Origin of the sequence: Pseudomonas rhizosphaerae (assembly GCF_000761155.1) — a bacterium.
Lineage (GTDB): Bacteria > Pseudomonadota > Gammaproteobacteria > Pseudomonadales > Pseudomonadaceae > Aquipseudomonas > Aquipseudomonas rhizosphaerae.
Map to the genome: position 1 here is coordinate 718,960 of NZ_CP009533.1, position 14,407 is coordinate 733,366.

The following is a 14,407-nucleotide window of genomic DNA, read 5'->3' on the forward strand; positions in this document are numbered from 1 at the left end:
GGTTATTACTACATTCTGCCTTGAATCGTGCCCTGAAAAAGGGTATTTCTACGTCAACTTGATAGAAGAACAAACATCATGCCCTCAATGACCGCAGGATCATGCACCTTTGCCCTCTTTGGCGCCCTGGGCGACCTGGCATTGCGCAAGCTGTTTCCGGCTCTATATCAACTCGATCGCGCGAAGTTGCTGCACGCCGATACGCGTATTCTCGCCCTGGCCCGCGAACCCGGTGACGAGGCCCACCACCTGGGGGTCATCGAGGCCGGGCTGCGCAAATTCGTGTCCGATGCACAGCTCGAACCTGAGGCGGTGCAGCGTTTCCTGGCGCGGCTGAGCTACGTACACGTGGACTTTCTGGATGCCGACACCTACGTCGCCCTGGCCGAGAAAGTAGGCGATGCCGAGCAACTGATCGCCTATTTCGCCACGCCGGCGGCCGTGTATGGCGCCATCTGCGAAAACCTGCACAAGGTCGGCCTGACCGAGCGCACCCGCGCCGTACTGGAAAAGCCCATCGGCCATGACCTGGAATCCTCGCGCCGGGTCAACGACGCCGTGGCGCAGTACTTCCCCGAGAACCGGGTGTACCGAATCGACCACTATCTGGGCAAGGAGACGGTGCAGAACCTCATTGCCCTGCGCTTCGCCAACAGCCTGTTCGAAACCCAGTGGAACCAGAACTACATTTCCCATGTGGAAATCACCGTGGCGGAAAAGGTCGGTATCGAAGGGCGTTGGGGGTATTTCGACCAGGCCGGTCAGTTGCGCGACATGATCCAGAACCACTTGTTGCAGCTGCTGTGCCTGATCGCCATGGACCCGCCGGCCGATCTGTCCGCCGATAGCATCCGCGACGAGAAGGTCAAGGTGCTCAAGGCACTGGCGCCGTTCACCGCCGATGGCCTGACCCAGCAAGTGGTACGCGGCCAGTACATTGCAGGCTACAGCGAGGGGCGCCCCGTGCCGGGGTATCTGGAGGAGGAAAACTCCAACACCCAGAGCGACACCGAAACGTTCGTCGCGCTGCGCGCCGACATTCGCAACTGGCGTTGGGCCGGGGTGCCGTTCTACCTGCGGACCGGCAAGCGCATGCCTGAAAAGCTGTCGCAGATCGTCATCCACTTCAAGGAACCACCGCACTACATTTTCGCCCCCGAGCAGCGCCTGCAGATCAGCAACAAGCTGATCATCCGCCTGCAACCGGACGAAGGCATCTCGCTGCGCGTGATGACCAAGGAGCAAGGCCTGGACAAGGGCATGCAGCTGCGCAGCGGACCGTTGCAACTGAATTTCTCCGACACCTATCGCAGTGCGCGTATTCCAGATGCGTACGAGCGATTGCTGCTGGAGGTCATGCAGGGCAATCAGAACCTGTTTGTCCGTAAAGATGAAATCGAATATGCGTGGACATGGTGCGACCAGCTGATCGCCGGATGGAAGAAATCCGGCGATGCCCCTAAGCCGTACGCGGCAGGTTCCTGGGGGCCGATGAGCTCGATTGCCCTGATCACACGCGATGGGAGATCCTGGTATGGCGATATCTGATTTACAGTTCCCCGAAGGGGTGAAGGTTCACGACTGCGTGAGCGCTCCCCTGTTGGCTGAAGCCTTGGCCGGCAAAGTGGCCGAACAATTGCGCGAAGCCATCGAGCGCCAGAACGTGGCGACCCTGGTGGTTTCCGGCGGCCGCAGTCCTGTGGCGTTCTTCCAATGCCTGGCACGTCAGAGCCTGGATTGGTCGCGCGTGGTGATCTCCCTGGCCGACGAGCGTTGGGTGCCCATCGAGCACGCCGACAGCAATGCCGGTCTGCTCAAACGCTACCTTCTGGTGGGTGCGGTGCAGCAGGCGCGCTTCGTCAGCCTGTACCAGACCACCTCCAGCCAGGAGGAAGCCGCCGCGGTGGCCGATGACCTGCTCGGCCAATTGCCGCCGATCGATGTGCTGGTACTGGGCATGGGCGACGACGGTCACACCGCGTCGCTGTTTCCCGACAGCCCCAACCTCGAGCAGGCCCTGGCGCTGAACAGCGAGCGCCGCTGCTGGCCCATGTTGGCACCCAGTGTGCCCCATCAGCGCCTGAGCATGAGCCGTGCGCTGCTGGCCTCGGCACGCTTCAAGGTGCTGTCGGTACAGGGCCAGAGCAAGTTGACCACACTGCGCACCGCATTGGCCGGCGACGATGTCGCACAGATGCCGATCCGTGCCTTCCTGCACACCGAGCTGGATATCTACTGGTGTCAATGAATCAAGGAACCGCCGCTATGATCACCACCGAACAACAGCAACGCATGGTCGACAAGGTTGCCCAGATCGACGCCCTGGCGGCGCGTGCGCGGATCCTGCCCGTCATCACCATTGCCCGTGAAGAAGACATCCTGCCCTTGGCCGATGCCTTGGCGGCGGGTGGCCTGACCGTGCTGGAAGTGACCCTGCGCTCGGCCCTTGGGCTCCGTGCGATCCAGGTGCTGCGCGAGCAGCGGCCTGAATTGCTGGTGGGCGCCGGCACCGTACTGACTCGAGAAATGCTGGCTGCGACCGAGCAGGCAGGTTCCCAGTTCACTGTCACCCCCGGCGTGACCCAGGACATGCTCGAGGCTGGTGTAGAAAGCTCGTTGCCCTTGCTGCCGGGTATCAGCAGCCCGTCCGAATTGATGATGGGCTACGCGCTGGGGTATCGCCGTTTCAAGCTGTTCCCCGCCGAGGTAAGCGGTGGTGTTGCTGCCATCAAGGCGCTGGGCGGACCTTTCCCGGAGGTACGCTTCTGTCCAACTGGCGGCGTCGGGCCAGGCAACATCAACAGCTACATGGCGCAGTCCAACGTGATGTGCGTCGGCGGCTCCTGGATGCTGGACAGCAAATGGATCGAAAACCGCGACTGGGCACGCATTCAGGAGTGCAGCGCCCAGGCGCTGGCTCTGCTCGACTGATTCGACTTCGTTAGGCGCTTCACGGTTGTCTTCAGTGCGCTTGGTCGGCGCACTTTTTTTTGCCTGGAATAAAGCCCTGACCCAGGTCAACGCCCATCGGCAATCCGCGGTTTGCCATGTTTGACCCGCAACGGATCGAGCAGGTCGGACAGGCCGTTGTGGTCGATCTCCTGCATCAGAGCAAGCAGGCCCCCTAACTCGCCCTTGGGAAAACCTTCGCGTGCGAACCAGTTCAGGTAGTGCCCGGGCAGGTCGGCAATCGCCCGACCCTTGTACTTGCCGAAGGGCATCGCCAAGGTGACCAGCGATTCGAGCTTTTCAGGATTCATGACCGGGCCTTCACAGCAATGTTGTTTTCACCAGTAGATGCTTGAAGGTTACATGCATTCTGCACGACGGCAAAATCCGCGATCATGCATAAAGACGGTACCGGTGAGCTTTAGTTAAATTCAAGTTGTTGATTATGTTGGTTTATTTAAATTAATGGATATGGCACGAAGGCTGCTCATCACCCTTCATCCCCAACCCAGCTTCCGTTCTTCACAGGAATTGAATACAGATGAATGGTCCCACCCAAAGCGTGATTTCGATTCTCAATAACTTGATCGAGACCTGCAAAGACGGTCAAGAAGGCTTCAAGACCTGCGCCGAAGACATCAAGAATCCCGAGCTCAAGGCGTTGTTCGCCAAACACTCTCAAGAGTGCGCCGAAGCCGCTGGTGAGCTGCAAGCCGAAGTGATTGCCCTGGGCGGTACGCCAGAGGATTCCACAAGCTTGAGCGGCGACCTGCATCGCCGTTGGGTCGACGTGAAATCGATTTTCACCGGCAAGGACGAAGAAGCCGTACTCAACGAAGCCGAGCGCGGCGAAGATGTGGCACTGACGGCGTACAAGGAAGCGTTGGCTGAACCATTGCCCGCCAATGTCTATGCGATCATCGAGCGTCAGCTGCACGGAGTACAACGCAATCACGACGAGATCAAGGCCCTGCGCAACATCGCTCGCGCACACAGCTGAGTCGATTTGGACGTAGAGGAAACGCCCGCGTATCGGGCGTTTTTTTATGGCTGGCGATCAATGGCTGGCAGGCAATGCAGGCGTGCGCGAACCATCGGTCCGATGGAACAACCGCTCCAGCTGCAGGTAGATCACCGGGGTGGTGAACAGCGTCAGTACCTGGCTGATCAACAGTCCTCCCACCACCGCGATACCCAGCGGCTGGCGCAATTCGGCACCCGCGCCATAGCCGAACATCAGCGGCAACGCACCCAGCAGCGCGGCCAGTGTGGTCATGATGATCGGGCGGAAGCGCGTCAGACACGCTTTGTGAATCGCTTCACGCGCAGGCAGCCCTTCGCTGCGTTGTGCGTGCAAGGCAAAGTCGATCATCAGAATGCCGTTCTTCTTGACGATACCGATCAGCAGCACCAAGCCGATCAGACCCATGATCGAAAAATCCTGTCCCCACAGCCATAACAACAGCAAGGCGCCAAGTCCGGCCGATGGCAGGGTCGAGATGATCGTCAGCGGGTGGACGAAGCTTTCGTACAGCACGCCCAGAATGATATAGACCGCCACTAGCGCGGCCAGAATCAACCATGGCTGGCTGGCCAGCGAGCTTTGAAAGGCCTGGGCAGCCCCCTGGAAGCTGCCGGTGATGGCGGCGGGCAGGCCCACCTCCGCTTCGGTGCGTTCGAGTAGAGCGACCGCCTCGCCCAAGGACACGCCGGGCGCCAGGTTGAACGACAGATTGGCAGCCGGGAACAGACCATCGTGGCTGATGGACAAGGGTCCCTGAGTGGGTGCCTCGACTCGGGCGACGGCCGACAACGGTACCATTTCATTGCTCAACGGCGAGCGCAGATAGAAGTACTGCAGGCTCTGCGCCTTGCCGCGCTGGTCGGCCTTGAGTTCCAGAATGACCTTGTATTGGTTGGTCTCGGTCTGGAACTCGTTGATCTGGCGCTGACCGAACGCATCGTACAACGCCTGGTCGATGTCGCTGGTGGTCAGGCCGAAACGCGCTGCGGCCACGCGATCGATGCTGATGTGAGTCACGCTGCCGCCCAACTGCAAATCGTTGGACAGGTCGCGAAAGGCCGGGTTGGCCCGCAGCCGTTCGGTCAGGCGCTGGGTCCACAGGTTCAGGGTCGGCCCGTCGTTGCTCTTGAGCACGTACTGGTACTGGCTTCGGCTGGGGCCGGCACTCAGGTTGATGTCCTGGCCTGCGCGCAGGTACAGCACCACACCCGGGACCTGTGCCAGTTGCGGCCGCAAACGGTCGATGAATTCGCTGGCCGACACGTCGCGCTCGCCTTGTGTCTTGAGGCCGATCCAGAACCGCCCCGTGGCAATGGTCTGGTTGCTGCCCGTCACGCCCACGGCGTGGGAATAGGCCCGGACTGCCGGATCTGCCTCGACGATACGGGCCAGGGCCAGGTGTTTTTCCTGCATGTCCTTATAGGAGATGTCTGCAGCGGCCTCGGTCGTGCCGAGCACGAAGCCGGTGTCCTGCACCGGGAAAAAGCCTTTGGGAATGAGTACGTAGCCGGCAATCGAAAGGCCCACGGTAAGGGCAAAGACGGTGAGGGTGATACGCTGATGCGCCAGTGCGCGGACCAGGCCCTTCTCGTACCAGGCCAGCAGGCGCTCACCGAAACCGGCCCGCGCCATGTGCGCGGGGCGGCGCATGAACAGCGCGCACAAGGTCGGTGCCAGGGTCAGGGAAACCACCACCGAGATCAGGATGGTCGCGGTGGCCGTGAGCGCGAATTCCTTGAACAGCCGCCCGACCACGCCACCCATGAACAGCAGCGGAATGAACGCAGCGATCAACGAAAAGCTGATCGAGACCACCGTGAAGCTGATTTCACTGGCACCCTTGATTGCCGCTTCACGCATGCCATCGCCTGCTTCCAGGTGGCGATGGATGTTCTCCACCACCACGATCGCGTCGTCGACCACGAATCCGACACTGATCACGATGGCCACCAGCGTCAGATTGTTCAGGCTGAAACCCATCAGGTACATGGCGGCGAACGTGGCGATCAGCGACACGCCCAGCACGCTGGACACAATCAACGTGGCCGACAGCTGGCGCAGGAACAGCGCCATGACGGCCACGACCAACAGCACGGCGATCAACAGCGTCAGTTCGACCTCGTGCAACGAGGCCCGGATGGTCTGGGTGCGGTCGTTGAGTACGGTGACATCCACGGAGGCGGGCAGTGCCTCCTGCAAGCGCGGCATGGCGCTGAGAATACGGTCGACCGTGTCGACGATGTTCGCACCCGGCTGGCGGAAGATCGTGAGGTTCAACCCTGGTTGATCACCGGACCAGGATTGCACGTAGGCATTCTCGGCGCCTTTGATCACGGTAGCGACGTCCTTGAGCTGTACCGGCGCGCCGTCACGGTAGGCCACTACCAACTGTGCATACTCGTGGGCCTCGAACAGCTGATCGTTGGTGGCCAGGGTCGATACGCTGGTGTCGCCGTACAGAGCCCCCTTGGCCAGGTTCAGGCTGGTCTGCTGGATGGCGCCACGCAGGTCGGCGAGGGTCAGTTGCAGTGCGGCGAGGCGCTCCGGCGCGGCCTGTACCCGGATCGCCGGGCGCTGTTGGCCGGTGATATAGATTTGGCCTACGCCCTCGATCTGGCTCAGTTGCCTGGCCAACAGGGTTTCGGTGTAGTCACTCAATGCGTGGGTGGGCATCTGCGCCGAGCTCACGCTGAGGATCAACACCGGACTGTCCCCGGGATTGACCTTGCGCCAGGTCGGCAGGTTGGGCATGTCCTGCGGCAAGCGCCCGGCCGCCGTGTTGATCGCTGCCTGGACCTCTTGCGCGGCGGTATCGATGCTTTTGCTCAGGCTGAATTGCAGAATCAGGTTGGTCGACCCCAGCGCGCTGCTCGACGTCATCTGGGTCATGCCAGGAATGGCACTGAACTGCACTTCCAGAGGCGTGGCCACCGAAGACGCCATGGTCTGCGGACTGGCGCCGGGCAGTTGCGCGTTCACCTGGATGGTCGGGAAATCTGCTTCGGGCAGTGGCGCAATCGCCAGACGCGTGAAGGCCAGGCCACCGAGCAACACCAGGGCCAGGGTCAACAGCACAGTGGCCACCGGATGGTCGATGCACCAGGCGCAAAGCGAGCGCCCGCCGGTCATGGCGAGGGCGCTGCGTTGTCCACCTTCGGCTCGAGCACCTGCACACGGGCGCCAGGCCTGAGCCGTGACTGCCCGTCACTGATCAGCACGTCACCCGCCGCCACGCCCTCTATCAAACTTTGCGTCGAAGTCTGGTAGCGCACCTGTACCGGGACCTGCTCGGCCTTCTGCTCGGTGACGCGGTACACGTAATAGCCCTCGAGACCACGCTGCACCACTGTCAGCGGTACCACCAGGGCATTGCGTTCGATGCCCACCTGCAGCCCGACACTGACCAACTGGCCTGGCCACAAGGTGTGTTTGCCGTTGTGAAACTCGGCCTTGGCGCGAATGGTGCCGGTACTTGCCGCGATCTGATTGTCGAGCAGGGTCAGGCGACCTTCGCCCACCAGCTTGCCGGTTTCGGTATCGCCATCGATGTAGGCACGCACCACCGCTGGCTGCGGCTTGTCCAGCAGAGTCTGCAGGGTGGCCAGTTCCTGCTGCGGCAGCGAGAACTCGACGGCGATGGGGTCGATCTGAGTGACCGTGAACAAGCCCTCGGCATCGCTGACACGCAGGAAGTTACCGGGATCCACGCGGCGAATCCCGACCCGACCGGTCACCGGCGAATGAATCTGGGTATAGGACAACTGCACCTGGGCTGCAGCGATGGCAGCCTGATTGCCTTGCAGCGTCGCGGTGAGCTGATCGAACAGGGCTTGCTGTTCATCGAGCACCTGCCGGGAAATGCCATTGTCACGGCTCAGATCCTTGTAGCGGCGCAGGTTGATCCCCGCCACCTGCAACTGTGCCTGGCTCTGACTGGCTTGCGCCTTAGCTTGAGCAAGACTGGCGCGGATGGCGCGATCGTCGATGCTGGCCAGCGCGTCCCCCTTGTTCACCCATTGGCCTTCCTTCACTACCACCTGGGACAGAATCCCGTCGACCTGCGCGCGCACCGTCACGCTGTGCAATGAAAGCACCGAGCCGATCCCGGTGAGATAGCGCGGCACGTCGGCCTGCGTCACGTTGACCACCCGCACCGGGATGGACGCAACCGTTGTCGTGGTGCTGACCGAGGTGCGCTTGAACAGCCACGCAGCGGCGACCACAACGACAAGCAGCAGGCCTGCCACGAACAGGGGGCGGATGGCTATGCGCATGCGGATCGGACACCGGGAGGGAGAAGAGCTGGCAGTTTGGCCCTAGTCGCATCGCCTTGCCAAGTCCAAGCAGCGGGTTGGGTGGCCGAGGGCCACCTGTGCCAAGGTCATTTCCCAGCTGGCCCAGAGAAAATTCGTTCAGCCTCAACGGAAGTACACCGTAGGCGTCGATCAGGTTTTTCCTACAGCTAGCGCTGAATGGACTTATGGCGCTGGCCAGTTGATCACCAGAGACTTTCTTCCCTACAACAAGTCGATAAATGAAGGAAGGCCAGTGATCGTTATGGACTGTGTGAAGTATGGCAAAGGATTGCTGCTGGCGAGTCTGATTCCCGTGATGCTGACGCTGCTGTACATCAGCACGCTACCGGCGGCGATCAAGTGCTGCGCATTCCAGCTGTCCCTCGCCCTGGGCACGCTGGTGCTGTTATCGACACGCTTGCCGTGGGTAAGGGTGCTGGTGGTGCTTTCCTTCATGCTCAAGTTTGCAGCCTTGGAAGCGCTTGACGAAAAAGCCGGCAGCATGCCCTTGGTCAGCATTCTCTACGCATTCATTCTGCTGTAGAGCTATTTGCCCTGTACCGAATCCCATTGGGTAACGAAGGCTTTGCGGCTTTGCTTGTGGTACAGGCACAGTTCAGCGCCGGGCTGGTTCTTCATGTGCGCCTGCGGGTAGCGGCCCTGGATAAGCACCGCGGTGTAACCCACGCGGTCGTCGAATTCGGCAGGCGTGCTGGCCACTCGGGCCTGTTTCAACGTCGTGGCTTTCAAGCAACTGCTCGCGACACGTTTGTCGTGTTCGGCCCAGGCCTGATCGGTGGAGGCCAGTGCATGGGTAGCGCCGCCTAGCGCGAGCAGCAGGGTCAGGTAGATTTTCATGGTCGTGGTTCCTCAGCTAGGTGAACGAGCGACCATTATGCCCGCATGACACCAGGTTCAGCGTGCCTGCTGGGCAACGAACCGCGCGGCGGTGATCAGGCAACCGGTCAGTTCCGGTGATGAAAACTTGGTCAACACCGCATTCGCCCCCGCCAGACGCGCTTTCTCGCTGTTCATCGTGCTGTCCAGCGAGGTGTGCAGCAAGACGTAGAGGTCCTTGAAGTCCGGTGTTTCACGCAACGTGCGGGTCAGCGCATAACCGTCCATTTCCGACATCTCGATATCCGATACCAGCACGTTGATCTGCGCATCGGTGCCCTGTAGCTCCAGCAGGCAATCGATCGCTTCGCGGGCGCTGCGTGCGGTCCGGCATTCGATGCCCAATGTGCGCAGCGTGATGAGCGACTGCTGCAGCGCCACGTGGCTGTCGTCGACGACCAGGATGTTGGCGTTCGCCAGGCAGCGGGCATCGGCCTCGCTCAATCGCTGGGCTTCGCCCTGCAAGCGGGCCGGTGCGATGCCGTGGATGACTTTCTCGATATCCAGCACCTGCACCAGGGCACCGTCCACCTGGGTCACCCCGGTGATGAACGATTGCGTGCCCGAGCCGTAGGGCGGAGGGCGAATGTCCGTGCTCAGGCAATGAACGATCCGGCTCACCGCCTGCACGTGCAGGCCTTGCTTGGAGCGACTGACGTCGGTGACGATCAGGCAGCCGCCGGAAGGATCGAGCAAAGGCTGCTCGCCGATGGCCCGGCTCAGGTCGATGACGGACAATGCCTGGCCACGCAGGGTCGCCACACCTTTGACGTGAGGATGCGCTTCGGGGAGTCGGGTCAGGGCAGGGCAGGGGATGATCTCGCTGACCTTGAGCAGGTTGATGGCCATCAACTTGCCGCTGCGCAAGGTGAACAGCAACAGCGAAAGGGAATCTGCGCGGGCGTTCTGGGATGCCATGTGAACCTTCTTGATAAAACCGATGCAGGACCGAACAGCCAGCCCGACGAGTGCGTTGCCTATGTATCGACTCGAGGTGCGCAGGCTTTAACGAGATTGATACCCAGGGCGCACCGACCGGCTTAACGCCGGTTTAATCGCCGGAGCATTACTGTGCTCGGGTTGGCAGAAATTTCTGGTTACAGCGTATTTCCAGATTTTTCCTACAGTCGCCCACGCAACCCAGCGTGTAGACTGGCGCCCATCGAAAACCTGCCTGTTTTGACCTGTGAAGGGAAAGCTGCAATGAATGAAGTCATCAACCTGCGCCTGAACCGCGAGCGTCGTTTTCTGGTACTGCTGGGGGTGATCTGCCTGGCCTTGATCGGCGGCGCACTGTACATGCAGATCGTACTGGGCGAGGCGCCTTGCCCCCTGTGTATCCTGCAACGCTACGCCCTGCTGTTCATTGCCCTGTTCGCGTTCATCGGCGCGGCCATGCGCGGCCGTACCGGCGTGACCGTGTGCGAAGGGCTGGTAGTGCTCAGCGCCGTGGGGGGTATTGCCGCGGCCGGCCGCCACGCCTGGGTGTTGGCCAATCCATCGGTCAGCTGCGGCCTCGACACCTTGCAACCCATCGTCGACGGCCTGCCCCTGGCCGACCTGATGCCCAGTGTGTTTCAGGTTCAAGGGTTCTGCTCCACCCCCTACCCACCGGTGCTCGGCCTGTCGCTGGCGCAATGGGCGCTGGTAGCTTTCGTGATGACGGCTATTCTTGTGCCTATGGGCATCTATCGCAATCGGAACCGCCCTTGAGTGCGCGCAGTGCGTCGGCCTCGTCATTATTCGTGCCGGAATCCGATTCACTGTTTGGCGTGTAATGGCGAAACTGCGACGGCGTGTCGCCGTTGATTGCGCGAGAGCCTTGAAAATACGGGGCTCGACGAAGGTTTACAGGGGTGCGACATCGTGTCGCAAGGCTTTGAAAGTGCGTCGGATTGTTGCATAATTTGGAAATACCTGTTGCTGGATTAGTCGTAGTCAATGGGTAATAGGCTCACTACAATCGCGGAAATTTCAGTAGGTCAGTGCCTCAAAAAGGGCAGGTCAGCGGGGCATGTGCACCATTGGCAGGCACTTTTCGGACCATTGGTGCTGCCTGGCTGAACCCTTGGGTGGTCCGTGCACTCAAGGGAGAGAGTCTGTAGCCCCTCGGGCTGCGCGCGTCATGACAGTTGCACCGCTCCAGACCGGTCTTGTCACCCCGCAGCAACTGCGAGCCTGGCATGTCCGTATTCAATCCCGATATAAATGCTGGCGCTTGGCAGGTCGAAGTGTTGGCTACCAAAACACAATTGCATTGAAGCAAGCTGCTCTAGAGGTCGTGAGATGAGTAAAAAGCGTTACCCCAGACTGTTTGGCATACTGCCCTTTTTAGGCATGCTTTTTCTCGGCGGGTGCAAGTGGACCCTGATCGACTCGAAAGGGCAGGTGGGCATCGATGAACGCAACCTGATCTACATCGCCACAGGGTTGATGTTGCTGGTGGTGATCCCGGTCATCGTCATGGCGCTGGTGTTCGCCTGGAAGTACCGTGCCTCCAACAAGGAAGCGGTCTACACGCCTGAATGGGCGCATTCCACCAAGATCGAACTGGTGGTGTGGGGCATCCCGCTGCTGATCATCATCGCGCTGGGTTATGTGACCTACGTGTCGACTCACCACCTGGACCCTTACCGCCCACTGGATTCGGAGCACAAGCCGGTCACCATCCAGGTCGTGGCGCTGGACTGGAAGTGGTTGTTCATCTATCCGGAGCAGGGCATTGCCACGGTCAACAAGATCGTCTTCCCGGCCAACGTACCCGTCAATTTCCGCATCACTTCCGACTCGGTCATGAACTCGTTCTTCATTCCGCAGCTGGGCGGCCAGATCTACGCGATGGCCGGCATGCAGACACAGCTTCACCTGATCGCCAATGAAAACGGCGAGTTCGACGGTATCTCCGCGAACTACAGCGGTGCAGGCTTCACCGGCATGAAGTTCAAGGCAGTCGCTACGTCCCAGGCCGATTTCGATGCGTGGGTCAGTGAAGTGAAGAGCGCTCCTAAGCAGCTCGATGCAGCTACCTACGAAGCGCTGGCCAAACCTAGCGAGAAAAACCCGGTCGAGCTGTATTCCTCGTACGTTCCAAACCTGTTCCAGACCATCATCGACAAATATGAAGGTATGAATCCAGGCAAAGGCGTCAGCCACGAGGGGAAGCAAGCCTCGAACGAAGGGATGGACATGGGCAAGAATTCAGCTGCTGGGGCAGAGGAGTAAAAGATGTTCGGTAAACTTAGTCTGGAAGCGGTGCCCTTCCACGAGCCGATAGTGATGGTGACACTCGCCGTCGTTGCGCTGCTCGGGGCGGTGGTGTTTGGTCTGATCACCTACCACAAGAAGTGGACGTACCTGTGGACCGAGTGGTTCACGTCGGTCGACCACAAGAAAATCGGCGTCATGTACATTGCCGTTGCCCTGGTCATGCTGTTGCGTGGCTTTGCCGACGCCATCATGATGCGTTCGCAACAGGCAGTGGCAACCGCGGGCTCGACCGGCTTCCTGCCGCCCGAGCACTATGACCAGATCTTCACCGCTCACGGTGTGATCATGATCATCTTCATGGCCATGCCATTCATGATCGGTCTGATGAACATCGTCGTGCCGCTGCAGATCGGCGCACGCGACGTTGCCTTCCCGTTCCTGAACTCGGTCAGCTTCTGGCTGTTCGTGGTCGGCGCGTTGCTGGTCAACATCTCCCTGGGGGTCGGCGAGTTCGGCAAGACGGGTTGGGTCGCGTATCCGCCGTTGGCCGGGATTCAATACAGCCCCGGGGTCGGCGTCGACTACTACATCTGGGCATTGCAGATATCCGGTCTGGGTACATTGCTGACGGGCGTGAACTTCATCGTCACCATCCTGAAGATGCGTGCGCCTGGCATGACCCTGATGAAAATGCCGGTGTTCACCTGGAACTGCCTGTGCACCGCGGTACTGATCGCTGCATCGTTCCCGATCCTCACCGCTGTACTGTTCATGCTGACGCTGGACCGTTATCTGGGCTTCCACTTCTTCACCAACGAGCTTGGTGGGAACCCGATGATGTACGTCAACCTGTTCTGGGCCTGGGGTCACCCCGAGGTGTACATCCTGATCCTGCCGGCATTCGGCGTGTTCTCGGAAGTCACTTCCACGTTCTGTCGCAAGCGTCTGTTCGGCTACGTGTCGCTGGTATGGGCAACCATCGCCATCACCGTGCTCTCGTTCATCGTTTGGCTGCACCACTTCTTCACCATGGGTTCGGGTGCCAACGTCAACGCCTTCTTCGGCATCATGACGATGGTGATCGCAATCCCGACGGGTGTGAAGATCTTCACCTGGCTGTTCACCATGTACCGTGGCCGCATCGAGTTCACCACTCCGATGCTGTGGACCATCGGCTTCATCGTGACCTTCAGCATCGGCGGTATGACCGGCGTTCTGCTGGCAGTGCCTGGCGCTGACTTCGTGTTGCACAACAGCCTGTTCCTGATTGCTCACTTCCATAACGTGATCATCGGCGGTGCAGTATTCGGTTACCTGGCAGGTTTCACCTTCTGGTTCCCGAAAGCTTTCGGCTTCAAGCTCAACGAGCGCCTGGGCAAGTACTCCTTCTGGTGCTGGCTGGTAGGTTTCTACCTGGCATTCATGCCGCTGTACGTGCTGGGCTTCATGGGCATGACCCGTCGCCTGAACCACACCGACAACCCGGACTGGACGCCATGGCTGTACGTAGCCTTCGTCGGCGCACTGTTCGTCGCTGCCGGTATTGGCTTCATGCTGCTGCAACTGTTCGTATCGATCCGCGACCGTCACAAGAACCAGGACGTCTCGGGCGACCCGTGGGATGGCCGTACCCTGGAGTGGTCGACTTCGTCGCCACCACCGTTCTACAACTTCGCCGAGCAGCCAGTGGTTTCCGACCTGGACGCTTACTGGGGCATGAAAGAGCGTGGTGAAGCCACTGCAAACGCTGCGGACTACAAGCAGATCCACATGCCGCGCAACACCGGTATGGGCGTGCTGATGTCGTTCTTCGGTCTGATCCTGGGCTTCGCTGCCATCTGGCACATCTGGTGGGCAGCCGCGATCGGTCTGGCCGGCATGGTCATCACCCTGATCGTGCGCAGCTATGACGACGACATCGACTACTACGTACCGGCTGAAGAAGTCGCTCGTATCGAAGGTGAACGCATGGCTCGCCTGGCAAACGCTGCACGAGTTGATTCTCGTCTGAACTCCACGGTGGAGAAGGCTTAAA

13 protein-coding genes are annotated in these 14,407 nt (G+C 60.2%); 8 read left to right on the forward strand and 5 right to left on the reverse strand.

All coding sequences use genetic code 11. The annotated features are described in order from the left end of the window. Positions 1-78: 78 nt before the first annotated feature. Genes zwf through LT40_RS03270 form a run of 3 tightly spaced genes read left to right on the forward strand, consistent with a single transcriptional unit; the run spans position 79 to position 2,931 of the window. Positions 79-1,548, forward strand: a complete 1,470-nt coding sequence (gene zwf / locus LT40_RS03260) for a glucose-6-phosphate dehydrogenase (protein ID WP_043186438.1) — start codon at positions 79-81, stop codon at positions 1,546-1,548. Continuing rightward, positions 1,535-2,248, forward strand: a complete 714-nt coding sequence (gene pgl / locus LT40_RS03265) for a 6-phosphogluconolactonase (RefSeq protein ID WP_043186441.1) — start codon at positions 1,535-1,537, stop codon at positions 2,246-2,248. The genes zwf and pgl overlap by 14 nt, the downstream gene beginning before the upstream one ends. Further along, on the forward strand, positions 2,245-2,931 hold the full coding sequence (locus tag LT40_RS03270) for a bifunctional 4-hydroxy-2-oxoglutarate aldolase/2-dehydro-3-deoxy-phosphogluconate aldolase (protein WP_192090080.1): 687 nt from the start codon (positions 2,245-2,247) through the stop codon (positions 2,929-2,931). The genes pgl and LT40_RS03270 overlap by 4 nt, the downstream gene beginning before the upstream one ends. A gap of 86 nt (positions 2,932-3,017) precedes the next feature. Here the strand turns inward: LT40_RS03270 and LT40_RS03275 are convergent, their stop codons facing one another. Continuing rightward, on the reverse strand, positions 3,018-3,260 hold the full coding sequence (locus tag LT40_RS03275; protein WP_043186446.1) for a DUF3820 family protein: 243 nt from the start codon (positions 3,258-3,260) through the stop codon (positions 3,018-3,020). A gap of 230 nt (positions 3,261-3,490) precedes the next feature. Here LT40_RS03275 and LT40_RS03280 point away from each other — a divergent pair, with 230 nt between their 5' ends. Next, on the forward strand, positions 3,491-3,949 hold the full coding sequence (locus tag LT40_RS03280) for a ferritin-like domain-containing protein (RefSeq protein ID WP_043186448.1): 459 nt from the start codon (positions 3,491-3,493) through the stop codon (positions 3,947-3,949). A 57-nt stretch (positions 3,950-4,006) separates the two neighbouring features. On the opposite strand, the gene LT40_RS03285 is transcribed toward LT40_RS03280, so the two are convergent. Together LT40_RS03285 and LT40_RS03290 are read right to left on the reverse strand one after the other, a co-directional pair. Then, positions 4,007-7,102: a multidrug efflux RND transporter permease subunit gene (locus tag LT40_RS03285; RefSeq protein WP_043186451.1), complete on the reverse strand. Its 3,096-nt coding sequence runs from the start codon at positions 7,100-7,102 to the stop codon at positions 4,007-4,009. Next, the gene (locus LT40_RS03290; protein WP_043186453.1) at positions 7,099-8,247 is read right to left on the reverse strand and encodes an efflux RND transporter periplasmic adaptor subunit; all 1,149 of its coding nucleotides are present in this window, start codon (positions 8,245-8,247) and stop codon (positions 7,099-7,101) included. Before LT40_RS03290 ends, LT40_RS03285 begins: the two co-directional genes overlap by 4 nt. Positions 8,248-8,521: 274 nt before the next feature. On the opposite strand from LT40_RS03290, the gene LT40_RS03295 reads away from it, so the two are divergent. Next, complete coding sequence (locus LT40_RS03295) at positions 8,522-8,812, forward strand: hypothetical protein (RefSeq protein ID WP_148308507.1); 291 nt, start codon at positions 8,522-8,524, stop codon at positions 8,810-8,812. 2 nt (positions 8,813-8,814) lie between these two features. Here LT40_RS03295 and LT40_RS03300 read toward each other — a convergent pair whose 3' ends face one another. Both LT40_RS03300 and LT40_RS03305 read right to left on the reverse strand, forming a co-directional pair. Continuing rightward, entirely contained in the window at positions 8,815-9,126 is a 312-nt protein-coding gene (locus LT40_RS03300) for a hypothetical protein (RefSeq protein ID WP_043186466.1), read from the reverse strand. A 57-nt stretch (positions 9,127-9,183) separates the two neighbouring features. Next, positions 9,184-10,083 (reverse strand): chemotaxis protein, encoded by a 900-nt coding sequence (locus LT40_RS03305; RefSeq protein WP_043186467.1) that lies wholly within the window; start codon positions 10,081-10,083, stop codon positions 9,184-9,186. Positions 10,084-10,368: 285 nt separating this feature from the next. On the opposite strand from LT40_RS03305, the gene LT40_RS03310 reads away from it, so the two are divergent. From LT40_RS03310 to cyoB, 3 genes are all read left to right on the forward strand, one after another. Next, on the forward strand, positions 10,369-10,878 hold the full coding sequence (locus tag LT40_RS03310) for a disulfide bond formation protein B (protein WP_043186469.1): 510 nt from the start codon (positions 10,369-10,371) through the stop codon (positions 10,876-10,878). Positions 10,879-11,451: 573 nt separating this feature from the next. After that, positions 11,452-12,387, forward strand: a complete 936-nt coding sequence (gene cyoA / locus LT40_RS03315) for a ubiquinol oxidase subunit II (RefSeq protein ID WP_043186470.1) — start codon at positions 11,452-11,454, stop codon at positions 12,385-12,387. A gap of 3 nt (positions 12,388-12,390) precedes the next feature. Then, complete coding sequence (cyoB, locus tag LT40_RS03320) at positions 12,391-14,406, forward strand: cytochrome o ubiquinol oxidase subunit I (protein ID WP_052393225.1); 2,016 nt, start codon at positions 12,391-12,393, stop codon at positions 14,404-14,406. Position 14,407: the final 1 nt, after the last annotated feature.